The sequence below is a fragment of the Paenibacillus sp. PAMC21692 genome (assembly GCF_014303795.1).
Classification (GTDB): Bacteria; Bacillota; Bacilli; order Paenibacillales; family Paenibacillaceae; genus Pristimantibacillus; species Pristimantibacillus agaridevorans.
In genome coordinates this window covers 6221308-6246938 of the sequence record NZ_CP060293.1, presented here as the reverse complement: position 1 = coordinate 6246938, position 25631 = coordinate 6221308, and the positions used below count along the sequence as shown (strand labels likewise).

The following is a 25631-nucleotide window of genomic DNA, read 5'->3' as shown; positions in this document are numbered from 1 at the left end:
TCCTAGCAATTCTTTAAAAAACTTCGATTTCAGACAAGCCGTTGTTAAGCCAACCAGAGTTGGATGAATCGACTTGAAACTTCATCCATGTAATGCCGCTTTTTGCGGGAAAGGCCACTGTAATCGGAGTCCCGGCGTTATCGAGCGCTCCGACAGCGATGCTCGATCCATCACTGAAGGTCAGCGTACCGGACTGGATGTTATCATAAGGATTAGAACGATCATATAATTTGACGGATCCAATTGTAATGCCAGTGTTCCAAGTCAATTTAATCCATGGACGCTCCTCGCCATTAGATGCCCATTCTCCGGCTCCCCAAATATGTTTGATGCCGTCGATTGCAAGGGCGCCATTTAACGTCGGATCGGCCGAAGAGGTTTCCAATTTGTTGGCTGCAGGCGCTTTGTTGCCGCTTACGACTAGACCTAACTCATATTTCAGCAATTGATCCAGCAGATATTTTCCTGCCACGTTTTCCCTAGCGTCATGATCCGTAATGAGATCGCCGGTCAGGTCGCCGCCTGCCGCAAGGCTGTCGAGGCGCAGTGTCGTCTGAAGCAGCGTGCCGCTGCCAACATTGAATTCAGATAAGTAGGAGCTTACGGAATAGCCGCGTAAATCCATTCTCGCAATGATAGGTTGATGAGCCGCAAGATTCGTCCCGCCATAAAAACCTTTGTAATCTAGCGAATAGTCGGTTGCCAAATCGAGAAACTGCTGGTTGCCGAAGCCTTCATGAGGGAATTGTCCCAGTATTTGATACTCATTCGGAACAAAGGCATACGCCCCGATGTTAAATGTGCCTGATTGTGATGCGACTGGTCCGGCGCCGTGACCGACATAAAGCACTTTCCCGCCGTTGTTCAAATAGCTGTCGATGGTCGCGCTCCAATCTGTCGTAATGAGTAGATCCGGATTGTCGTTAGCCCAAGCCGTCATCCAGGGATAACGAGTTATCAGATCTAACTTATTGGCAGGGTCGTAAACCTGAACCGATTTATTCGGGTTAGATAAAGGTGTATTCGAATATACCCAGACCGGCCAGTCGTTCGTAACGATATAATCTCCGCCATTGGCGGTTAGCGTCACTTGAAGCGTATATTTATACGAGCTTGCGTCGTCCGGTGTGGTAAATGTAATAGCATTCAAGTCGTATACATCGCCGTTTGCAAGTGTTACACCGTTCTGGCTCGTTCCGGACGAAATGATCGTCCCGTCTGCTTTCAGCTTCCAAGTGACTGAGCCATTCGTAATTGCGGTTCCGTCGTAATGCGACAGCTTCGGGGCAACGGTATATGAAGAACCTCCCCACACGTTGAGTGTCTGCCGATCAAGCAGCAACGCCGTCGGGTTTGTCGATTTTGTTAATTCAGCCGAGTCGAACTTGAGATCACCGTTATCGTCATATAAACCGGCTTGGGTTTGCGCGATATCGCGAATGTGTGTAACGAACAATCCGGCTACTCTGCTATTCATTTTGGATGCTTCGATATAATGCTTCTTGGACATTTGCGCATTTGCGATGGAAGACGATCTAAACACATTGATTTGCGCGAGACTGAAGCCTTGGCTTTGCAAAATCGTCTCGGGATCATTCGTTCCGAACATCGTCCACCACCAAGGCAATGTCCCGCCGTTGGCGTTCTTGATCGCGGTCGTATTGCGAATGGTATCGGTATCGGCATATTCGCCCAGTATAAGGGGCTTATCAACGCCGCCGCTAGCCCTGGCATTTGCCCAAACATCGATAATTTCTTTGAATTTGTTTAGTTGATAGTAGGGGTGGGTCGCGTAGAAATCGCCGTATTTCGTCATCCCTCCCGAACTGTTGTCCAGAAATAGCCGGTTAGGAGCCAGCGACTTGCCCATGTTGTACAAATCGAACATTAACGAGTCCATCTTTGGCGAGAAGGTTATCATTTCGCAATTGAAGTCGCTCATGATGACGCTCGGATGGTTACGATCTTTTATCACCATTTCGGTTATATTGCTGCGTGATCGGGAGAAGAAGTCATCCGACTCGACCGGATGCCAGATTGGATATTCAATGTAGACAAGCATGCCTTGCCGGTCCATTTCATCAAGAACATACTTTGGCGGCACCGTCAGGGTGTATTTGATGGTATTGAATCCTGCGTTCTTTAGATCGGTGATTTCTTTTTGTACTTGCGAGACAGAAGGCGCCTCTGCAAGCGTGTCCCAATAAAGTCCCCAGTGAAGCATGCCGGTAAGGAAGATGTTTTCATTATTCAGTTGAATTTTTTTGCCTGATACGCTTATTTTTCGCATCCCAAAGTCTACGGTTTCGGCATCGAGCACGGACGATCCTTCTTTGACCGATACGGTGGAAGTATAGAGATAGGGGGTGGATGTTGACCAAAGCTCGAAGGACGGCATATTTACATAAAAGCTGATGTCGGCCATCCCGTGCGCGTCCAGCGTTACGGAGCTCGAACCTGAATAGGAAGTGCCACCCCCAGAGCGGGGCGCAATATCAGAATGAAACGTTAATGATCTTGAGATGTTGCTCTTGTTGTGCACGCTCAGTCGCACTTCTGCACGATTATTATCGATATCGGGATTCATAAATACATTTTCTATATAGATGTTTTTAGAGGTGCTTAAGTTGACGTCTTGCCAAATGCCGCCGTAATTAATAGCAATTGTATCCTGAAGAAAGCCGGCATTCGTCTCTTTAACGGGAATTGTCCCGGTACCGGAGTTTAATCGCGAATCAAATTGATCGGTTACTCGTACGATCAGCGAGTTCGTTCCGCCTGCATTAACGATGTTGTTCATCGAGCTGATGTCGAATTTAAACGGCACATAGCCGCCTTCGTGAGAACCTATGAACTTGCCGTTCAACCATGCCTCCAGCTTATAGTCGGCAGCATCGAACTGCAGCCACTTGATTTCATCGGATGCAAGCGAAGGGATCGAAATATTCGTCTTGTACCAGCCTATTCCGTCGAATCGTTTTGGGTCTTGGTAAACGGAATCGATTGTACTGCCTACGTGAGCGTAAATTCGGACTTTCGCGGCGGAAAGGTTGGACAGGCTTCCGATATGATGATCCGTACGTTCGTAATAGTTTAATCCGTTTGGATTATAATGGCCGATAACGACCGTATGGTCCGTTCCTCCATTATCGTATTTGGACTCTTCCCAAGCTCCCAGCGAGGTATTGTAGGTCATGAGCCGAATATTAAAGTTGCGATCCGTTGCGGCTGTCCAATTCGTTAAATCATTCGACCAGTAGCTGTTTCCCGATGGAGCGTTGCCGCTGGCGAATAAATCCAGCGTATTCGTTTGCATGTTTCCGGGGTTGTCGATTGTCGAATCAAGAATGATCGAGTTATTGCCCGCCTTTAGATAACTGATCGGAACGGGGATTTCGATCCAATGGTTGCCGTTATCCTGCAGATTGGAAATATCGGCGGATACCCACTCGTTGTCATTTAGTTTTACTTTTACAAAATTTTTTTTGACACCGGAAAAGGACAGACTTGTTTCCCATGCCGAAGGAACGGCAATATTTTGCCAGACTGCATGATCAAGCTTCGAATATTGCAGGCGGACATTCCAATGTCGATCGCTGTTTTGCATAAAGTTGACGCCGTCATTGCTGTACCATGCCAAATGGGTTGTGCCGCCAGGGATTGTTGCCAATAAGTCCAGCGAATCATCTCCCATATTACTGCCGCTAACAATGCTAGAATCGAAAGTGACGGCGTTATCGCCATCGAGCAGATCGGCATTATTTACGGGAATTTCGATCCAATGTGTCTTGTTGTCCATATACTTGCGAAGATCTACATGCTGCCATTGGCCATCATTAACATTCACCTTTAAGCAGTAACAGGTTTCGCCTGTTTTACGGGTAAGATTGCTGCCCACATGAATTTGAGCCATGATTTTGGCGTATTGGACATCGTTTTTGTCGGGAATATTCAATACCATGCGTTCGATATAAGTTTTTCCATTCGGCGAATATTGCCCAATTACCGTTGATGTGTCGCGAACGCCAGAATCGTACTTGATGATGCGAATATCATTTTCTATATCCGGGTAGATCTGCCAAGTCCCGTTTAGACTGACCTTGTCGGTAAAAGCTTCAGCTTTTTTCATTGCAAGCGCTCCCATTACTATGATCGTAAAACAAAGGATTGGCAGGACAAGCCGTAAACTCCTCACACTGTGTTCCTCCTTTAGGATAGATAGATCATGTCAGGCCCATTATGACTGAATGCGAGAACGGTGCTCCCTCACCTCCCGTTTTTAAAAAATACAACTGGTTACGTGTGGAATATATCATGTTAAATTAGGAGGAGTCAATCTTAAATATCATGACAAATTATTGTTGACATTACAAATCGACCGTGCTAATTTTAATCATATCGGACAGTTAAGTTATTGGTTTCTGGCCAAAACTTTAAACTTACTGGCTGAAATATACATGCAAGAGGGGGGTTATATGCCATTTGTAAAGACAAATAGAGCGAAGTTCATTTTTTTGCCCTTGTTGTTGTTGTCAGCTGCAGCAATCGCTTTTTTTGTTATGTGGAGTCAGCGGGGCGGACAGAACGTTTCTTCGGGCTTCTTGGAGAAGGAGGGGGTCTACAACGTTCAGATGCATGGCGCCAAGGGCGACGGAACGACGGACGACACAGAGGCGATTCGCAGCGTCATCGACTATGTGCAGAGCGCGGGAGGGGGAATCGTCTTTTTCCCTGCCGGCAAGTACAAAGTCTCGTCAACGCTGCTTCTATCAGGCAATAATGTAGAGCTGCGGGGGGCGGGCAAGGCTTCGGTCATTTTTATGGATAAGAGCGAGGGTACGGTCATTAAAATCGGCAACGAAAATGAAATGATGCATACGACGCATAACAAAGTAACGAATCTGACGATTGACCGAGCCGTGCCGCCTGATCCGGATATCGAGGGACGGATCTCGTACGGTATTCATGTTGAGCGTGCGCGTTTCACTACTTTGGATGGCGTCATTGTCTATAATGCAGCTTACGGCATCGGAGTGGGCGAGAAGGGCGGGGACGGGTTTCCGAACCAATTTACGAATATTGTGAATTCGTATGTCATGTATTCCGGAAGCATGCAGCCGGTATCGACGTTTCCCGGAGCAAATATCGTTTTTTGGTCAGGCGCGGACTATAAAGTCAATACGACATTCGTAGAGCCGACCCATGTCGGTATCTTGATGACGGGCAATGCGAACGGTATCAACATCAACGAAACGACCGTCATTAACGGCGCGCCTTACAAGAAGGGCATTGTCAGCATTGGCAAAGGCTTCGCCCGCTACATCAGCAATTCGATCATTGAAAATGCGCTCGAAGAACAAATCTATATCGGTGAAGGCTCGCAGCGGGTCACCGTATCCGATTCGTGGATCGGAGCGGGCAATCGCAACGACAAGAATGACCGCGCCGGGATTGTCATCGAGGACACAACGCAAAAAGTGACGATCGCCAACAACAGAATTGGCGATCAGCGCAAGCAGGCCATACTGTCAGCAGGATTCAACGTCATAATTCAAGGCAATACAATCGAAGAAAACGTCAATTCCGGCTGTGCTTGCGATAGCGTGGAGATTACAGGAGGAGATTATGTCATCGTCTCGGACAATCGGGTGTTTGGCAGTCTCGATCGGTATGGCATTCACGTCAGCGGCAATACCGATTACTACACCATTACCGGCAACGTGTCGCCGGAAGCTGGCGTGCATGCGGCCGCCGCTGGTAAAAATGCGATCGTTAAAGATAATTTGTAAACGCATAATGTAAGCGCTTAATACTTAGTGGTATATTTGTTTAAGGGGGAAGAGTAAATGAAATTTATCGGTTCGAAAACGAAAAGCACTATTATGATCAGCCTTTTGGCGGCTATGGTCGGTTTATCTGCTTGCAGCAACGAAGGCAACAGTCCGACAATCAACACGCCTACGGACAATCCCGATGCTTCGGGCAAGCTTAAGGGCAGGATCGTCCTTTCTAACAAAATGGCTGAACAAACGGCGCTGCTGGAAAAGGCAATCGAAGAATACAAGAAGGTACAGCCCGATGTGACGGTCGATTATCAGATCAAGCCTTGGGAAGGTTACGAAACGTTTCTGAAAACGACTCTGGTTGGAGGCAGCGCGCCGGACGTCATGTTTACGGAGGAGGCGAATACGTTCCGGGCGCAGGACTCGATCATTTCGCTCGACGACTATCTAAATACTCCGAATCCGTACTCGGATACGGAGAAGCCGTGGAAAGACGATTTTGTCGCCCCCTACATCGATATGACGCGAGATGGGGCGGGACGATCGAACATGGTGCCATGGTCCATATTTAGCCTGGGGCTGTTCTATAACCAGGAAATGTATGAAAAGGCCGGAGTTGCGCAGCCTCCAGCGACATGGAACGAATGGAAGCAGGTGAACCAGCAGTTGGCGGACGCGGATTTCTTGCCTTGGGGATTGGCAATTAAACCGGACGACGCTCAAAGCTTGTGGGCTATCGGCAACTGGATGAACGCCGCTTTCCGCTCGGATTACGAGGTGCTTAATCTCAAGCATAAGGAAGGGTGGAGCTACGATCCGAACGACCCGGCTTCGACGGTCGGCGAAGCGATTACAATCGACGAGCTATGGATCGGCTACAAGAAGGGCATTCTCGACCCGGCCAAATCGGAGAAGCTGCGTTCCCTCTTCCAGCTGTTCAAAGAGATGACCCCCTATATGAACAAGGACTTTATGGCCATCGGGGGCTCGGAAGTGCCGCAGCGGTTCCTGACCGCCAAAAATGCCCAGTTCTATAACGGAACCTGGTTCGTCGGCAATATCAACATGCATATGGAATCACTCAAGGCCGATGGCAAGGAGGATCAAACATTTCGCTGGGGCGTCATTCCGTTCCCTAAGGTTGGAGCTGAGAACGGTGCTTTTTTTGACAAAGGCGAGTCAAATGAACTGTCGGGACTGCGCAACGGATTCATGGTCAAGAAGTCGGACGATGCAAACACTACCAACATTGCGATTGATTTCCTCCGTTTTCTGACGAGCCCGAAAATGGCGTCCGAGCTGTTCCAATTAAAAAATCCGGACAGCGGCAAACGCTTCGTAGCAGATATAGCCGCGATCGCGGGCGTCCCTCCAATGGAAGGCGCGGAGATGCTTTCGCCTGAACGCAAATATGCCGATCTCAACCTGACGTTTTTCGCCGATCAGAAGGATCAGGATGAGTTCTGGGGGCAATGGCAAAAATATTTGACCGACAAAATAACGCTGGACGAATTTGCGGCCCAGCGCAGCAAATCGTTTGGAGCAGGTATTGAGCGTCAATTAAAGCTGCTCCAAAGCGAGGTGGACCAGGCTCTGATCGATAGCGAGTTGAAATAAGGAACAAGGGGGGAGCGGGCTAGCCCTTGCATGTCTGCGGGGCTGGTCCTGCTGTGCACTCCAAATGCCGGAGGAGATGGGTGGAATTTTGGCTTCGAAAATCAATTTTCGCGCGTTGTTCAAGAACAAATGGCTTTATGCCGGCTTGCTTCCATCATTCGGCCTGCTCGCCATATTCTCGTATTATCCGTTTTTTAATTCGTTTTACACTTCGCTGCTCGATTCGAACGGCGTCAATCACAGCAAGTTCGTCTGGCTCGCCAATTTCGTTGAACTGCTGACAAACGATGCCGAGTTTTACCCCGCGCTAAAGGTGATGGCGGTCTTTGCAGTGGCTGACGTAGTCAAGGCGGTCAGCGTCCCCTTGTTTGTGGCGCTCATGATCCACCACCTGCGCAGCGAGCGGGCGAAGTACATTTTTCGCGTCCTGCTCGTCGTTCCGGCGGTTGTCCCGAGCATGGTCGGGCTGCTTTTGTGGAAAAGCTTTTTGAGCGAAACGGGGATGATCAACGAGCTGTTAAAAGTAATCGGAATGGGACAATTTGCGACAAGCTGGCTGGGAAATGAGGATACGGTCATTGGAGCTCTCATTTTTATCGGATTTCCGTGGGTAAACGGCGTCGGTACATTAATCTTGTTAGCCGGCCTGATCAATATCTCCAAGGAATTATATGACGCGGGGCGCGTCGATGGCGTATCAGCCTGGCGGCGAATGTGGAACATCGAAATTCCCTTAATTCTGCCACAGCTTAGGCTGCTGATCATTTTGACAATCATCGGCAGCATCCAATCGTACGAAAGCATCCTGATCATTACGCAAGGCGGTCCGTACGGCATTACGAATGTGCCGGGGCTTATGCTGTACAACAATGCCTTTAGCTATGGGCGCGTCGGCTACGCTTCTGCAATCGGCATCGTGCTGTTCTTGCTCATTATTGGCTTTACCTACATTAATAATCGCTATAATCGTGTAGACGCATAAATGCCGAACGACAACAACCGAACATGCAGGGGAGGGAATGCGGTGCAGAACCGCAGATGGCTCGTGTTTGAAGCGCTCCGCTATATCGCGTTGAGCGCGATGATGGCTTTCTCGCTTTACGGTCTCTTTTTCATGGTCATGAATTCGTTCAAGACAGAAGCGCAAATGACGATCAATTACTGGCTGCCGGAGTGGAAAAATCTTGCCTGGGAAAATTACGAATTCGGGTGGAAGGCTGTCTCGCCCTACATTTGGAACAGTATCTATATTGGCTTGTTTACCGTGGCGGGCACGCTTCTAGTCGGCGTCATTTCTGCCTATATTTTCGCCCGGTTCCGCTTTCCCGGGAAAGAAATGCTGTATATCGGCGTCATCTCGCTTATGATGATTCCGGGCATTCTGACCTTCATTCCTTCATTTATCATCGTGCAGAAGCTCGGTCTGCTAAATTCTCCGCTAGCGCTGATTATCCCCGGAATCGCCGGCGGACAGGTCATGGCCATCTTTCTTCTGCGCGCCTTCTTCGAGCAAATATCGAAGGAGCTGCTAGAGGCGGCAAGGATTGACGGAGCGACCGAAGGAAGCATTTTGCTGCGAATCGTGCTGCCGTTGGCGATTCCGATGGTCATGACCATCTCGATTCTGACGCTGCTCGGCTCATGGAATTCCTATATTTGGCCGCTAGTAACAATTAGCGACCAGTCCTACTGGACGCTGCCGCTGGGCATTGCCAACATCAGCAGCGGATACGACGTCAAACGAACGCAGATGTATGCCGCATACACGGTCGCTTCGCTGCCGCTCATGGCAGTCTTCTTGTTTACGATGAAATACTTTATCGAGGGGCTTAGCTCCGGTTCCGTCAAAGGCTGATTCCATTGACAAACGTATTCGTTCTGGTTAAACTGAACTCACGATTTGTAATGTCAAATACGAAATGTGTTTTCAAAGGAGTAAACATGGAATCGGAATCACCTAAGTATTCACAAATTAAGCAGTACATCGTTCAGAAAATTAATCAGGGCGATTTTAGGCCGCATGATCAGATACCGACAGAGTTCATGTTGTCGGAAAAGTTCGGTGTCAGCCGGATTACGTCCAACCGGGCCATTCGCGAGCTGGAGATGGAAGGGTATATTTATCGGACGCGGGGCAAAGGCAGCTTCGTGGCTTCTCCTAACGATCGTCTGGCAGGTGCCGGTACCGAGTACAGCGTGCCCGATGCGGCACGCAGGGTTGCCGTGATTTTTGCAGATGTCCAGCATCATCAGTACGGGTATACCACCTGTATGGAAATATTGCTGGGCGCGCAGCGGGTGCTTGCCGAGTACGGATACGACGTATCGATCTTTTTCAGCGATGAGAGCGAGGAGCAGGAGCAGCGTCTGATCACTGCGGCTTCGAGCGGCCAATTTTCCGGTTTTCTCCTTTTGCCATTATCCAGCAATCATGAGCAAGAGGAGTTGAAGCGGCTGAACGAGCGGCGTTTTCCGTTCGTCGTTATTGACCGCACGATCCGGACGCTGCGAACGAATCTGGTCACATCCGACAACTTTGACGGCGCTTATCAAGCGGTTTCCTATCTGATTGAGCAAGGACATCGCAATATCGCGTTTCTGTCGCTTAAAATCGACTATGCCTCATCGGTGCACGAACGGTATAGAGGTTACTGCGAAGCGTTGAGCGATCACCGGATTCCGCTGCGCCGGGAGCTGGTTATGGAAGACTACATTCCGGCAAATATGGCGGCGATCACCGAACGGCTTCTGGAGCAGATCCAATCTCCTACGGACAAAGTAACGGCAGTGTTTGCCATCAATGACGAAATTGCGATCGACGTGATGAAGGCACTGCCTCAGCGCGGCGTGGCAATACCGGAAGATGTCAGTCTGATCGGCTTCGATGATTCCCCCATGCTGGATCATGTGTCGATTCCGCTCAGCTCGGTCAAGCAGTTCCGCAAGCGGCTAGGCGAACAGGCCGGCGAAATGCTCATTCGGCATATCGAGGATAACGAGCTGCCGCTGGAGCATGTGATGCTGAACACAAAGCTGGTCGTCCGCAAGTCGACAGGCAAGGCGAAATAAAAGAGGCAGTGCCGCATTGCTAGAATTGCAATGCGGTGCAGCCGGCGATTCGGCTGGCGGCATTATAATGTAAGCGTTATATTCTAATCACAAAAGTCATGTCAACATGTCAAATGGAAGGTTGTGTACAGCAAATGAAACGCATTTATATTGTGCCTCATACCCATTGGGATCGGGAATGGTATTTGTCCTATCAACATTTTCGCATCCGTCTAACCCGGCTGATCAAGGGGCTCCTGGAGATCCTCGACGATGATCCAGACTATGTCAGCTATCATCTCGACGGGCAGGCCAGCGTTCTGGAAGATTACTTGGAAATTCATCCGGAGGATCGGGAGCGGCTCCGCGCCCGCATTGCCGAGGGGCGGATCAAGGTCGGACCTTGGTATGTGCAGCCGGACGAATCGCTTGTAAGCGGAGAATCGTTAATTCGCAACTTCACCTTGGGAATCCGCAAGACGGAGGAGATGGGCGGCAGTCTCAAGTTCGGCTACTTGCCGGATATGTTCGGACATATCTCGCAATTGCCCCAAATATTGAGGGGATTCGGCATGTCGCAAGCGGTCGTATGGAGAGGCCTTGGCGACGTTGCCGCCCGCAGCCAATCCGAACTGCTGTGGGAAGGGGCCGATGGCAGCGAGCTGTTTACTTACAGGTTATCCAATCAGATGGGCTACTCGGAATTGTTCCGCCTTTATTCCGATCCGGATAAAGCAGCTGAACAAATACGTGGTGCAGTAGAGCGCCATCTTATTCCTGCATCGGGCATTGACACGCTGCTATTAATGGTCGGCGTCGACCATATGGAGCCGCAGCGCGATCTATCCCGCATCATCCGCGAAGCAGCTCCGCTGCTGCCGGAATATGAGCTCGTGTTCGGCACGATCGATGGATTTCTAAACGAAGCAGAGGAGAAAACGTACGGGAAGGATCTGTTCAAAGCGCATGGAGAGCTTCGCGATACGAACCGTGTCACTAGCGGCGGGTTTAACTTTCTTTTGGCAAACGTGCTTTCCTCGCGAATGTACCTGAAGCAGGCCAATGCACAGGCCCAATATTTGCTGGAACGATGGGCGGAGCCGTTCTCAACCATAGCTTGCAGTTTGGCGGGTAATCGCTACCCGGATCGCTTGCTTGAGCAGAGCTGGATCTATCTGTTGCAAAACCACCCGCATGACTCCATTTGCGGCTGCAGTCGGGACGAGGTTCACCGGCAGATGATGACGCGTTTCGAATGGTCGACGGAGATTGCCGGGCAACTGAAGGACGAGGCCCTCTATTCATTACTGGCGCAAGTCGACACTTCGGTGCTTCCGAATGACCGCATCATCTTTCATGCCATTAATCCGTTGGAGCATACGCGCCGCAATACTGTCATGGCGGAGTTGTACCTGCCTGCCGATGCCCCTGCCTTCCGGACGATCGATATTTACGACTCCGAAGGGAACCGGCTTCCGAGCCAGTTGATGGATGTGCGGCCTGAATTCCGCTGCGTTCACCATCACGAGACTGCCGTGCGCGATATGGCGATGCTGCATAACGCTGCTCCTCCCGAGGAGCGAGGCATTTTGCCAGGGCTGGAATATTCGCTAAAGGCGACAGTAGCATTCGTGCCGCAGACGCTGCCCGCACTTGGTTATGCCACCTTTACAGCGGTTCCGAACCGGAAGCGGGTACCGGAACGAGGGGTTATCGCGAAAGGACATTCGCTTGAAAACGAGTGGCTGAAAGCAGACGTGCATTTCGACGGCAGTTTGACGCTTTATGACAAGAAGAACGGCCATTGTTATCAAGGGCTGCTCGTATTCGAAGACGGCGGCGATGGAGGGGACGGTTATACGTACTCCGCCCCGCTAATCGATGAGGTGTTCACTACCAGAGGGATTCAGGCTTCCGTCACGGTCGCGGCCGATGGCGAGGCACTCGGCGTACTGCGCATCGAGCGCAGCTGGGAGCTGCCTGCGGGTCTGGCGTCCGATCGCAAACGCAGGGCTTTGGAGAGACGGATCTGCCGACTCGTCACTGAGGTCAGCCTGGGAGTGGAGGACGAATGGCTGGGCGTAAAGGTCATTTTCGACAATCAGGCTACCGATCATCGGCTGCGGGTGGCGCTTCCTACGGGACTGAAAGCCGATACGTCTTGGTCTTCTGCCGCCTTCGATCTTGTAGAAAGGTCTGTACAGGTCGTTCAGCCAGATGAGGCCGCGTGGATTGAGGATGCTGTAGGCGTCTTCCACAATCATGGTTTTGCCGGTATGACCGATGCCGGCGGCGAGCGGGGATTTGCCGTTGCGCCTCTTGGCTTACCGGAATGCGAAGCGACCGCGGACGGAACTTTGTATTTGACGCTGCTGCGCGCGGTCGGTTATCTTGGTTCGCCGGATCCGCTGACAATCGTGAGCGGCGCAGGGCCGAATTTCCCGACGCCGGAAGGACAATGCCAGGGAACGCATACGTTCCGCTTCGCGCTAGTGCCGCATCAAGGCCGTCCGCTAGAAGGAGAAGTATGGCGGAGAGCGCATGAGCATCATTTGGCGGTCCAAACGGTTCAAATGCGGCATTCGGCGAAGTTTGCCGATCAGAACGGGGGGGATGGAACGGGAGCGCTGCCCCTGACGCAATCGTTTCTCCAGCTGGGCGGGGAGCGGCATTCGTTCGTCCTGTCCGCGCTGAAAAAAGCGGATTCGCGCGACAGCATCCTGATCCGCCTTTTTAATGCATCCGAGGTTACAGGACGGACGATGCTCCGCTGGTGGCAGCGTATCGGCGAAGCGTATGCCGTAGATTTGGCGGAAAACCGACTCGCTCCGTTAGTTGTCACGGATGAACAGGAAATCGCTATTGAAGCGGACGGCAAAAAAATCGTCACGATCGAGATCGTGCCTGTATGAACGGCCGCTTGAACCTGAGCGGTGACGATTGGCAGCTGACCGGCTGGTACCGTAATCAGTGGCGGTTTACGGTATCGATGGAGCTAGGGGAGGCGTTTCCTCCTCCGGTCGGGCCGATTGCCGCGACAGTGCCCGGGGCCGTGCAATCCGATTTGCTCCAAGCCGGATTGTTGGACGATCCCAACAGGGGATTGCGCAGCTTGAGCGGCGAGTGGGTGAATAACCGGGAATGGTGCTACGAAAAGAAGTTCGATATTCCGGACGGCTGGTCTTTGGACCGGTGCGAGCTTGTGTTCGAAGGGCTTGATTACGCCGGGGAGATCTCTCTCAATGGCGTGAAGCTTGGCGAATTCGAGGGTTTCTTTTGGCCTCATACCTTTGATGTTTCACCTTATATTCGTACAGTATCCGAGGGCTCGAACCACCTGCGCGTCATGTTCAGGCAATCGCCGGAGATCGACGGCCAGTACGGATACACCCACCTTGTCACCACCCTGAAGCCGCGATTCAATTATGTCTGGGACTGGTGCCCGCGCATCGTGCCGGTTGGCATCTGGCAAGACGTCTGCCTTTATACGTACCGGGCTGCGAAGCTGACTGATTTTTGGCCCCATGCGACTCTAAACGATGATCTGCATACGGGGAAGGTTCGTTTTGCCGCCTCCGTGGAGACGCTCGCAGCCGGGCCATACAGGGCCGAATATCGGCTTAAGGACGAGGATGACACCGTCCAGTACGAATGGTCAGAGACACTTATGCTTAAAGGCGGGGTTAACTCCTTCGAGCATATGGCGGAAGTGGGCGAAGTACAGTCATGGTGGCCGAACGGTTATGGCAAACCTTCCCTCTACACGGCTGAAATCAAGCTGCTTGGCGAACAGGGGGAGGAGCTCCAGGCCGTGGTTAAAACGATCGGCTTTCGCAAGCTGGAATGGGTTGCGAATGAGAACGCGCCTGTCGGCGCCTTGCCCTATACGCTCGTAGTCAATGGCAAGCGCATATTCATTAAGGGCGTCAATTGGGTGCCGATTAAGCCTCTCTACGGTTCCGTGACGGAGCAGGACTACCAGCAATATGTCGGCCGATTTTGCGATATGAACGTTAACCTGCTGCGTGTATGGGGCGGCGCTATCATTGAGCAAGAAGCCTTTTATCAGGTATGCGACCGCCTGGGTTTGCTTGTATGGCAGGAATTTCCCCAATCGTCGAGCGGCATCAGCAACCTGCCGCCTGATGATCCGGCTGTGCTAGCGACATTGGAGCGGGCAGCCGCCCAAGCAATCCGGGAGAGGCGCTCGCATCCCTCGCTGGCGGTGTGGTGCGGAGGCAATGAGCTCATGTGGGAAGGGGGTGTGCCTGTTGATGAGCGACATCTCAATATCGCCATGTTGAAGCGATTGGTTGCGGAGCTCGATCCAGGACGGCGGTTTTTGCCTGCAAGTGCATCGGGTCCGAGTTTCGTGGCCGATGCCAGCCGATTTGGCCAGGGACTCCATCATGATGTCCATGGTCCGTGGCAGTATTTGGGCGATCGCGAGCATTATGCTTTCTTTAATAGCGACGATGCCTTGTTTCGCTCGGAAACAGGGACGCCGGGCACGTCTCGGGCGGCAACGATACGCAAGTGGGCGGATGGGCTGCCTGTATGGCCGCCTACCCGGGACAATCCGTACTGGGTTCATCGCGGAGCCTGGTGGATCCAGTGGGAGCAATTGGGCGCGTTGTTCGGATTGTGGGCTGCGGATGCGGATGAGCTGGATTTGTATTGCCGGGTCAGCAGGTATATGCAGGCAGAGTCGCTGCGGTACGCCGTGGAAGCAACTCGCCGGCGGGAACCGGAAGCTTCCGGGTTTATCGTCTGGATGGGCAACGAACCATTTCCGAACAATGCGAATACATCCGTCATCGAATATGACGGCATGCCGAAACCGGCTTACTACGTGTTGAAGAAAGCCTACGCGGGCCTGCATCTCTCCGCGCACTACAACCAATTGGCGTACAAAGAGGGCGATACTTTCGCATGCGGCATCTTTATCCACAATGAACATTCCGAGATTGAGGGGCTAGAGGCCACAGTGAATGTATCGCTGTATGGAGCGGACGGGAATCTGCTAAAGCGGTGCGTTTACGACTGTTCTTTGGGCGCTGGAGCGCAGCTGGCGGGGGATTTTTCCTGGAGAGTGGAACGCCCGGCGCATGGTGTATTTGTACTGCGGCTGGAGGCTGTCGCCGGGGAATGGACTGTAGAGCGTAACGAGTACGCTTTCGCTGTGGAGAGTTCCGCCCCCCTGGAGCCGCTGCTGCAGCTTCCGCAGGCACAAATTGTCATAGAAAGGGAGCCGGAAGTACTTCATTCAGCTTTTATTCTGGTTAATGTTTCGCCTGTATGCGCCATCGGGCTGATGGCGATGGAACGTGATCCTGGGCAATTTGTATGTTTCGACCGCAATATGGTTGTGCTGTTGCCAGGAGAGCGGTTGCAGATGAACTTTGCTCAACGGAACCTAAAGGAAGGCAGCGAATTCATTCCTATTATAGAAGGGCTGAATGTCGAGGCCGATTGTAACGAGTGGCAGCATAATTTAAAGGAGGAATCGTAGATGATGAATCAATTTAAATTTCGTATGCGAATACTGGTTGCTATTTTGGCGACGGTTGTACTAGGGGGAAGTACCATAACTGCACCTGACCTAGCCGTAGCGGCGAGCGTGACGGATTACAATGTAAAAGCCGCCCCTTATAACGCGGTCGGTGACGGCATAGCGGATGATACAGCCGCGATTCAGAGCGCGATCAATGATGCGCAAAGCGCAGGCGGAGGCGTCGTGTTTTTTCCAAAAGGGAGTTATAAATTAAGCTCGACACTCAACATAAGCGAACATAACGTACAACTGGAAGGAACGGGAAAGGGGTCGTCCCTCTTCCTCAACAAGGGAACGGATGCTGTCATTCATATCGGAACAGGGAGCGGTCAGACGACACACAACAAGGTGAAAAATTTGGCGATTGATCGTTCTGTAGCCCCGAATGCCGATATCGTCCATTCACCTTCATACGGCATTCGTGTGGAGGGAGCAAGATTCACGACGTTGGATGGCGTTACGGTCTACAATGCCGCATATGGCATTTCCGTCGGTGTAAAAGGCAACGCACAATTGAATACGCAGTTCGTAACCATCCTTAACAGCAATGTAATGACGACTGGAAGCATGCAGCCGACATCGGTTTTTCCAGGCGCTAATATCGTGTTCTGGTCCGGTGCCGATTATAAATTGTCGAAAACATTTTTGGAGCCGACGAATATAGGCGTGCTGATGGAAGGCAACTCAAATGGCATTAATATCGATACGACGACCGTTATTAACGGCGCTCCTTTTAATTATGGCATCATGAGCGTCGGCAACGGATTTGCCCGTTATATCGTCAACAGTATTCTTGAGAACGCCCATCATCAGCAAATCTACATTGGTGGAGAATCGGAGCGCGTCACCGTTGCGAATTCCTGGATCGGTGCCGGTGACGAGGAAGGCACGACTACGCGACTGGGCATCCTGATCGAGTCGGGCGCAAAAAAGGTCACGATTGCAGACAATCGTATTGGCGACCAGCAGCTGCAAGGCATTTTCTCCAAAGGGGATAATGTGACGATTACAGGAAACCTGCTGGAACGCAATGTAGTGCGTAACCGGCTCAATCCCAACAATTGTTTATCCTGCGACAGCATGCAGATCGAAGGCGGGAAACATGTGATTGTAAACGGCAATCGCGTGTTCAGCGACTTTGACCGGAACGGCATCGGGCTATTTGACGATGGAGCCCGCAAATTAAACTATTACATCGTAACAGGCAACGACACTTCCGAATCGGGAAGCGGCATTCATGACGCGGCGACCGGTACAAGCAAAGTGGTTGCCAATAATTTATAACCGTTTTAGAAGCATCAGGAAGCCTTTTCCCATAAGGCTTCCTTTCGCTTTCATCCGAACCCCCTTCTATGCGGTTTTGACGGAAGTAAGGTCGTCTGTGTCCGTTAGATTTTAAAAACGTCATCTAATCGAAGAATAGCGACACTCCTGTCCGTTAGAAGGACAACCTTGCACAACGGAGCGATCACCGTCAGAATGCGGGACATCCTTAGACACAGCGTCCGAATCTATAGAAAGTAATTCATCGCTATTCCGGATGGTCGATTACATTTATTGTGCCTGCAAACACCGATCCTCCCTGCTTAACCGTATTTCGTATTTGTTGAATGAGGCTGCTTCTATCCATTTGGACATCGTCCAACCATGCTGCAGCTTCTGCGGTTTCAGGCTCATGTTTCGCTCCCCAAGCCGATAACTCCAACAACACCGGTATTAAATCCAATCCGGCCTCTGTGAGTTCGTATAAATCTTTTCTTTTGTCACCGAGATGAGGGTTTTTAGTGATCAAACCCATTGCCTCAAGTCGAGACAGGCGATTCGTCAAAATGTTTCTGGCAATCCCTTCATCGGAAGCAATAAACTCTCCGAATGTTTTTTTTCCTGCAAATATGATGTCTCTGATAATTAAAAGCGACCATGAGTCGCCTAAGATATCAAGTGAAAAAGAGATGGGACAGTTTGATCTTTTGCGAGGATTATTTTGCATATTGCCTCCTTGACTTTATCATTACGATTTATTATATTGATTTTAGTTTCAAATTGCAACTAAAAAGGAGGGTTATGAAATGAAGTTCTTGTATGTATATCGAAGCGGTGAAGTTCCGGACGAGAAAGCTGCTCAGAATATTCATGAGTTGTGGAGTTGGCTGGACAATCTGAAGGAAATGGGATATGAAAAGGTTCGTTTTGCCGGCACTGGCCGTAAAGTTGTTACTCAGCATATGGTCGAAGAATACACAGGTGATATATTCGGTGTGTCGGTAATTGAAGCAGAATCTTTGGAGGAGGCTGCCAGGTTAACCTCCGATTGGCCTGAATTGGAATATGGCGGCAGGATCGAAATCATTGGAGCACTGGAAAATTAAGGTGGCGGATAGCGCAATGACCGTATCCAACATCAGAGCATCCTCATTTCAAGAAAAAAATGGTAGTCTGCGGAGGGGGGAATCCCTTCTCGCAGACTATCTTTAATTTATGACAAGCGGCGTAGATGGAGGTTGGCCGCCGAGCGAGGACAACATGAGATGCTATCTGAACTGGCTATTTGTCAGAGGAGCCAATAGGATTAGCCGTTCGCGAACAGTGCGAATAGGAAATATGTCCGCACCTTAATTATGTTTGTCAATAGACAAAGGATTGAAATGATGGCCTTAGAAATATGTTAGGGCATTGATTAATGTCAATATACGCTTTCCTATCGATTTGCTACGCTAATAGCGAATTGAATCCATGGCAGGGGAGCGGTTGATTTGTTTAAAGGAAAGCTAAGTCGAATAATGTGTTTATGTCTCGGTCTGACATTGATTTTGGGTTGGATGCCGGCGCCTGAGGTCAAAGCAGCGGTAGCGACCAGCGAGGTCGATTAAAGCAGGTTATGGATGGTATTGGGGGCGCTTACGCATTTAACAAAGCGGACGGGGATCAAACAAATCTAACGAAGATAATAAAGGAAGCGTAGGCGACTTGGCTCTCGCCGCCCAATCTTATGGCAGAACGTCATAATGGAATCAAGGGGGAGAGAAGCAAGCGTCTCCTCTACTTATTAATGAAGGAGCGGATCGACATGATCAATAGAGCTATAGCCGGTATTTTAACCTTCGTACTGCTTCTATCCTATTTCGCGCCAGCCGCTTCAGCGGAAAGCGGCCCCGTTTTTACTTTAACCGCATCGGAAGACCGAGCTGTAGCAGGTCGGGACATCAGGGTGATCGTGACGGGCGAGCATCTGCAGGATATGTATGGTTTTGAAATTCAGCTAACCTATGATAAGAGCAGGCTGGAATATAAGGGAGCCAAGAGTGCCGTTTCCGGCTTCTCCGTCCCTGTTCATGAAGAAGAGGGCCGACTTCTATTTGCCCACACCAAGGTCGGGCGTACGAATGGCGAAAGCGGCAAGGTTGAGATGGCCGAAATCACCTTCAGAATGATTGCTGCAGGCAAGACGTCCGTCGAGCTCAAAAAAGTTAAGCTTGTAAGCAGCGATATTATGGCTCAAGAGCCAAAGGCCGATGTGCGGATCGACTTTGACATTACAAGGCAACTACAGGCATTTACGGATATTTCGGGGCATTGGGCTGAGGGAAACATTGACAAAGCAGCTTCGATAGGCATTGTGGACGGCTACCCCGATGGAACGTTTCGACCTCAGCAATTCGTTACTCGCGCAGAGTTTACGGCCATGTTAATTCGCGCCTTATCGCTGCCTCAAGCTACAGATATTGCCCTTGAATTTACCGATTCCGCTCACATTCCTTCATGGGCCGTGCCAGCTGTTAGTCAAGCCATCTCGGCGGGAATCGTAACAGGTTACGAGGACCATACTTTCCGCGCTTCTAAACACATTAACCGTGCGGAGATGGCCGTAATGGCTACGAGGACCTTAGTCGTCCCTATTGATTCCGGTAAGACGACAAGCTTCGCGGATGATAGTGAAATTCCGTCATGGGCGAGTCCGTTCATCGCGCATGCGGTAGAAGCAGGCATTATGCAAGGGAGGGGCAATAATCGGTTTGTTCCGAAAGCTAACGCTACCCGGGCCGAGGCGGTGACTCTGATTTTGACATTGCAGAGCAGCGGGAACGCGTTATTTTAACCGACGAATATTATTCCATTCGCTACAATGATGGCGTTACGTCCGGAAATGAGGCAGCTATGTATCGAATGAAGGAGGTGGATCTATTCGGCAGATTATTAGGGGTTATGGTAAGCGCTTACGCGTCTGTGATTGCGATAAAGCGCGACTCTTCTTGTATGTGGGATTCCGAAATCCCAAAATTCCAAAACGGGCGGCATTAAAACGAGATTTTAGTGGTTGCCTTACGAAAAGGAGCAAAATAAGATGAAAGTTGAAAAACTCTTAATTAACGTCTCCCGCATCCTCGCAGTCATCATGCTGATTTCCACATTCGCGTTTGTCCCCGCCCCGGCCGCCGGGGCCGAAGGCGAGTCGTCGCTTGAACTGAACGACCTCATTGCGCAAGCCGAAGCCCTAAAAGCAGGCAACGAGGAATTCCCGCTCCAGGTTAGCCGTACTGACGACGGCTCCGATGTAAACCAAGCTTTCCCTTGGGTGTACGCCAACGAACTCGAGGATCTCGATAAAGCGCTCGAATTCGCTCGCCATGAGCTCACTCCCGCCGACGAAGCCATTGCCAGCCTTGAGGAGGCAATAGCGATTTTCACCGGAAGGATCAAAGCGGACGGTTCGGATCCCTACTTCCGTCTTGATCCGGGTCCTGGTAAAATGCCTGTATTAATTACCGAGCCCACCGGTGCCTGGGCCACGAGAACTCCGCTGGACAACCGCGTCCCTGCCGACTTTGCCGGCGGCACATTCAAAATGATTCCTTATCCTTTTGCGGATTCCGCGGGCAAAGCCGATGTTCTCCAGATCAATTACGTCCATAACGGAACAAGCACGTTCGGCGGAATAACTCTTGCATCTCCGTTGTCTCCGGCTGTCAATGTCCCTGCAGGAGCGACGATTGAGTTTGATGTGTACTATCCCAAGAGCGCGCAGGGCAAATTCATGCGGTGGAGAACCAGAAATGCCAACTCCGATCTTGATAGCTACCTCAGGGAATACCAGTACAATAACCTTAACCCCGACTGGGTTGGCAGCTACAACGGCGAATCCTGGTTAATGGCCCACCACAGCATTAACGCCTCGACAGGCAATTCGTCGAATTTCATTCTTGAGCTCCATGGCGAGAACGGCCGTCCCGCAGAAACCGGCATGCTGCTTGTCGCCAATATCCAAATAACCGCGCCCGATCCAGACGGCATTGCGCTTCCCAATGTAGTCAACAAGGAAAATCAGAGTGCCGTAGCGCCTCTTAAGAGTGTATACAACAAGGAGAACGACCTGTTCATGGTCGGCTCGATCGGAACCGGATCCGTAACCGGAACCAGGGCCCGGCACTATGAAATCTTTGTCGACGGCAACAATCTTAAGGCCGAACCAACGCATCCCCGCGGTCCCAATTGGCTAAAAAGCGTGACCGGAGCGCCACTGAACGGGGCAACCACCACTCCTGGCACAGCTGAGTACAACTTCCCGACCGGCTCTTATCAAGCGATCAGGGATTCGGGAACTACCGGGCAATACAAGTCTCACGGTCATGTGTTGGCATGGTACAACCAGGCACCTGCATGGATGAGACAGATCATTCCCGCGAATCTTGAATCCGGATATAAAGGCACAGCCAGTTTCTACGGATTGGGCAACGGCGTGACAAGCACGGTTCCGGTAGACAAAGAAAGCGCCAGAAGAGTGCAGTTTAATCACACCATGTATGTGATGCGCCACTTCCTGACCACGGATGCGAAGTACGGCTCAAGCGAAACCCGCGGAGTCATCCCCTTCAATTCATGGGATGTACTCAACGAAGAGGTTCACGAAAGCCGCCATAGCGAAAACATCCCGGCGGATCCGAACAGCTGGAGAACAAGCCTCAAACACACCAACTGGCTGGTTGCCTTGTCGGATGACCAAATTGAAGGCGACATCAGAGAGCATTACATTTACCTGCTCTTCAAGTACGCGCACATCGCGGCGCCGAACGCTCAGATGGCGGCGGCTTACAAAGCCAACTACGCCAACCTTCCCGAGTACATGAAGCTCGACGGACACGACGCCGAAGGCAGCATTGACGCCTATATCACGGACAGTCCTCCGAAGCTGACCTACAACGATTACGACATTTCCGTCCGCACCAAAGCGAGGACCGCGTACAACATGATCCGCGAATTGAACACCGCATGGCTTACCGACCCGCTGTATGACGGAAGACCCCTTATTGAGGACATGGGTATCCAGGGACATGATGCGGTTAAGAAAACACTTGCAAGCGATAACCAATATGCCATGGCCCTCTATGCATCTCTAGTTGACCAGGGCTTGCTTGCCGGTATTACTTTCTCGGAATTCGACCTTAAGTTGCCGACAAACGCTCCCGGCGGCGGCGCGATCGCTCCAGCGGCGCTCAATGTGAGACAGTCTGACGCCCTTGGTTATCAGTATGCGCTGATGTATAAACTGTTCACCAAGTTCGCCCCGTACATCGATCACATCATTAGTTGGGGCGTAACCGGTTCCGGATGGCAGGGAAGTTATGTGCTGTTCGACGGTCAGAGCAATGCCAATGCCGGATACTATGGCGCCATGAATCCGAACCGCTTCATGCTGGGGCATTCCTACCTGGATGATTTCTTTGCAGGCGAATACGAGAAAATCCAGGATGACTATGCCATTGACCTTGGCGATCTCGGCATCTATTCCGTCGGTGGCTCTAAAGCGCCTGCAACATTAACCGGCGCCGATCATGTGCCGGCCGGCGGTTCCTTCGACCTTGTCTACGGTTTGAGCCATGTGCAGGGCAACGTACTGGCTCAAGACGTCACGATTACGTACGATGCCGAAAAGCTGGAACTGACCGCACCGCCAGTCTCGACAGACGAAGCGAAATTCGTCGTCGCCGATTACAAGACAGAACCTGCCGGAACGCTCCGCATTCTGGGCGTTCATCTTGGCGCCGGTCAAACCAATCCGAATGCGGATCTGATCCAATTGTCGTTCCGGGCCAAAGAACATGCGCCAGCCGGCTTGACGAACGTCGAGGTCGCCCGATTGGTGACGGCAGACGGCGCAGGCGCGGAGACGGATCGTGACGGCACGGTACACACCGTTCGAATCGACGTCATCGACAAAGCGGCGCTGAACGCGCTGATTGCCGAAGCGCAAAGCGCGCATGATCAAGCAGCGGAAGGCAAGCTGATCGGACAATATCCGGCAGGCTCCAAGGCAACGCTGCAGGCTGCCATCGATGCAGCGGAGACCGTAGCGGATAACTCGAACGCCACTCAAGATCGGATCGATGAAGCTGCGGCTCTGTTGAACGCCGCATTACTGCACTTCCAGTCTTCCGTGATCGTGAAGATCCCGAGCGACCACAATGAAGACGGCAAGATCAGCGTTGGCGACTTGGCGATTATGGCTAAGGTTTATGGCATGACCTATGAAGATGCTGGATGGGATCAAGTGCAAGACCTGGACTTGAACAACGATAAACGAATCGACATTCTCGATCTGACTATGCTGGCTCGCATGATTCTAGAATGGTAATGCGCTAACCGTTATTCAAGTACTGATTTAGGGAATGGGAGAGAGGCAGATTGCTGCCTCTCTCCTTTTTTTCTGATTATATTGAAAGGAATCGTGAGATTCCCTTATAGGTTTGGACTGACCTTGCTCTTATACTTGGAAGATAGAGACATCCAAGCTAGGAGGATAATATGAGCCGCAACGAGAACATATCCATAGGCCCCAGCCATCATGCCTTGAACAAGCTTCGCAAGAAAACATCCTTCAGAAGGTGGGAGTCTCCGCTGGCGGGATATTTATTTATTTCGCCATGGTTGCTCGGATTTTTGGGGCTGACGTTATACCCCATGATGCTTTCTCTCTATTATTCGTTTACGGATTATACATTAATGCAAGGCATGAACTGGGTTGGACTCGGCAATTACAAACGGATATTGCTGGAGGACGATAAATTTGTTCAGTCTTTGGCCGTAACGTTCAAATTCGTCATCGTTTCTGTCCCTGTTCGTTTGTTGGCGGCATTGCTTGTCGCTCTGGCGTTAAACCAAGCGGTTAAAGGGTTATCCGCTTACCGCGTTGCTATTTACTTTCCTTCCTTGATCGGGGGGAGTATCGCCGTATCGATGTTATGGGGGAATATATTCGGAATAGACGGATTCGTCAATCGAGTTCTCCAGCTATTTGGATTTAAAGGGAGGGGATGGATTAGCGATCCCGATACGGCGTTATGGACGCTAGTGTTGCTGACGGCGTGGCAGCTTGGCTCGGCCATGGTCATCTTTTTGGCTGGCCTGAAGCAAATCCCTAGGGATCTATACGAAGCTTCGTCGGCGGACGGCGCCAGCCGGTTGAAGCAGACCTGGTGCATTACATTGCCCATGCTAACGCCGACCCTGTACTTTAACCTGATCATGGCGATAATCGGAGCCTTCCAGATGTTTACGGCTGCCTATGTCATTACAAGAGGAGGGCCTATGAATGCTACAATGGTATACGCCGTTTATCTCTATGAACGCGCTTTCAACCGTTATCAAATGGGATATGCCTCATCGCTTGCCTGGATGATGTTGATGACGATTGCCGTTGTAGCGGGCATCATCGCCCTGACCTCCAAGTATTGGGTGTTCTACGAATCGGAATCCGGAGGAGGGAGGCCATGAGGCGGCAAACATCCGACGCGATTCGCCATATTATGCTTGTTTTGTTTAGTGTCGTCATGCTATACCCCATTGCGTGGTGGATCGGCGCATCGTTAGAATCGACTGCGGAAATAAGCTCTCTTAACGTATTTCCGTCGGTTCCCGTGTGGAGCAATTTCCGCGAGGGCTGGACGGCGATCCCCGGATATTCTTTCACCCGCTTTTACCTGAATACGTTTTTGCTTGAGATCGCCGTTCTTGCAGCTGCTATATTTTCCTGCACCTTGGTCGCGTTCGGCTTCGCAAGACTTGATTTTCCTTTGAGAAAATTTTGGTTCGCGATACTTATGCTGACCTTCATGTTGCCGGCGCAAGTGCTGATCGTCCCGCAATACGCGATGTTTTATCAGTTTGGTTGGATTAATACGTATTGGCCGTTTATCGTTCCGCAAATGTTGGCTGGAGGGACAGGCGGTACCTTTTTTGTTTTTCTCCTCGTGCAATTTATAAGGGGAATCCCCAAGGAGCTTGACGAATCGGCGAAGATCGATGGTTGTACCTGGTTCGGTTTATATTGGCGCATGGTGATCCCGCTGACGAAATCCGCGATCGCAACGGTACTGATTTTTTGTTTTCTTTGGAATTGGGACGATTTTTTGGGTCATCTCTTGTATATTAATTCCGTTGACAAGTATACGGTAACGCTCGCCCTAAAGATGCTCAATGATTCGGAGGGCCATCATCGATGGGGGCAATTGCTTGCTATGTCGCTTGTTTCGGTCGTTCCGGCAACTTTGGTGTTCGCCGTTGCGCAGAAGCAATTAGTTGAAGGGATCGCCACAACAGGCATTAAGTAATAGGACCCCCGGCCACGACGAGAACCG

At 51.0% G+C, this 25631-nt stretch carries 15 protein-coding genes and 1 pseudogene; 14 read left to right on the top strand and 2 right to left on the bottom strand.

Going from position 1 to position 25631, the window contains the following annotated elements; all coding sequences use genetic code 11:
• Positions 1–13: 13 nt before the first annotated feature.
• A complete protein-coding gene (locus H7F31_RS25465) occupies positions 14–4129 on the bottom strand; it encodes a glycoside hydrolase family 2 protein (RefSeq protein ID WP_187101083.1) in 4116 nt (1371 codons plus the stop codon).
• Positions 4130–4457: 328 nt separating this feature from the next.
• On the opposite strand from H7F31_RS25465, the pseudogene H7F31_RS34620 reads away from it, so the two are divergent.
• The 9 genes and pseudogenes from H7F31_RS34620 to H7F31_RS25425 all read left to right on the top strand — a co-directional run.
• Positions 4458–5015 (top strand): annotated as a pseudogene (locus tag H7F31_RS34620) (glycosyl hydrolase family 28-related protein); the annotation flags it as partial.
• 201 nt (positions 5016–5216) lie between these two features.
• Positions 5217–5789 (top strand): right-handed parallel beta-helix repeat-containing protein, encoded by a 573-nt coding sequence (locus tag H7F31_RS34615; RefSeq protein WP_397374747.1) that lies wholly within the window; start codon positions 5217–5219, stop codon positions 5787–5789.
• Positions 5790–5846: 57 nt separating this feature from the next.
• Positions 5847–7400 carry an ABC transporter substrate-binding protein gene (locus H7F31_RS25455; protein WP_187101081.1) on the top strand — a complete coding sequence of 518 codons (1554 nt, stop codon included), beginning with the start codon at positions 5847–5849 and terminating at the stop codon, positions 7398–7400.
• An 88-nt stretch (positions 7401–7488) separates the two neighbouring features.
• A complete protein-coding gene (locus tag H7F31_RS25450) occupies positions 7489–8382 on the top strand; it encodes a carbohydrate ABC transporter permease (protein ID WP_179215525.1) in 894 nt (297 codons plus the stop codon).
• Positions 8383–8424: 42 nt separating this feature from the next.
• A complete protein-coding gene (locus tag H7F31_RS25445) occupies positions 8425–9255 on the top strand; it encodes a carbohydrate ABC transporter permease (RefSeq protein WP_187101080.1) in 831 nt (276 codons plus the stop codon).
• Between the two features lie 86 nt (positions 9256–9341).
• Entirely contained in the window at positions 9342–10469 is a 1128-nt protein-coding gene (locus tag H7F31_RS25440; RefSeq protein WP_187101079.1) for a GntR family transcriptional regulator, read from the top strand.
• Positions 10470–10603: 134 nt separating this feature from the next.
• Positions 10604–13360 (top strand): alpha-mannosidase, encoded by a 2757-nt coding sequence (locus tag H7F31_RS25435; RefSeq protein WP_187101078.1) that lies wholly within the window; start codon positions 10604–10606, stop codon positions 13358–13360.
• Positions 13357–15960: a glycoside hydrolase family 2 protein gene (locus H7F31_RS25430; protein WP_187101077.1), complete on the top strand. Its 2604-nt coding sequence runs from the start codon at positions 13357–13359 to the stop codon at positions 15958–15960. Before H7F31_RS25435 ends, H7F31_RS25430 begins: the two co-directional genes overlap by 4 nt.
• Positions 15961–17286, top strand: coding sequence for a glycosyl hydrolase family 28-related protein (locus H7F31_RS25425; RefSeq protein ID WP_187101076.1), 1326 nt, complete (start codon positions 15961–15963; stop codon positions 17284–17286).
• 247 nt (positions 17287–17533) lie between these two features.
• On the opposite strand, the gene H7F31_RS25420 is transcribed toward H7F31_RS25425, so the two are convergent.
• The gene (locus H7F31_RS25420) at positions 17534–17992 is read right to left on the bottom strand and encodes a winged helix-turn-helix transcriptional regulator (protein WP_187101075.1); all 459 of its coding nucleotides are present in this window, start codon (positions 17990–17992) and stop codon (positions 17534–17536) included.
• A gap of 79 nt (positions 17993–18071) precedes the next feature.
• On the opposite strand from H7F31_RS25420, the gene H7F31_RS25415 reads away from it, so the two are divergent.
• The 5 genes from H7F31_RS25415 (at position 18072) to H7F31_RS25395 (ending at position 25604) form a co-directional block, all read left to right on the top strand.
• Entirely contained in the window at positions 18072–18371 is a 300-nt protein-coding gene (locus H7F31_RS25415; protein WP_187101074.1) for a YciI family protein, read from the top strand.
• 698 nt (positions 18372–19069) lie between these two features.
• A complete protein-coding gene (locus H7F31_RS25410) occupies positions 19070–20098 on the top strand; it encodes an S-layer homology domain-containing protein (protein ID WP_187101073.1) in 1029 nt (342 codons plus the stop codon).
• Positions 20099–20344: 246 nt separating this feature from the next.
• A complete protein-coding gene (locus tag H7F31_RS25405; protein WP_187101072.1) occupies positions 20345–23629 on the top strand; it encodes an endo-1,4-beta-xylanase in 3285 nt (1094 codons plus the stop codon).
• A gap of 170 nt (positions 23630–23799) precedes the next feature.
• Positions 23800–24768, top strand: coding sequence for a carbohydrate ABC transporter permease (locus H7F31_RS25400; RefSeq protein ID WP_187101071.1), 969 nt, complete (start codon positions 23800–23802; stop codon positions 24766–24768).
• Positions 24765–25604 carry a carbohydrate ABC transporter permease gene (locus H7F31_RS25395; RefSeq protein ID WP_187101070.1) on the top strand — a complete coding sequence of 280 codons (840 nt, stop codon included), beginning with the start codon at positions 24765–24767 and terminating at the stop codon, positions 25602–25604. The genes H7F31_RS25400 and H7F31_RS25395 overlap by 4 nt, the downstream gene beginning before the upstream one ends.
• The last annotated feature ends 27 nt before the right edge of the window (positions 25605–25631 follow it).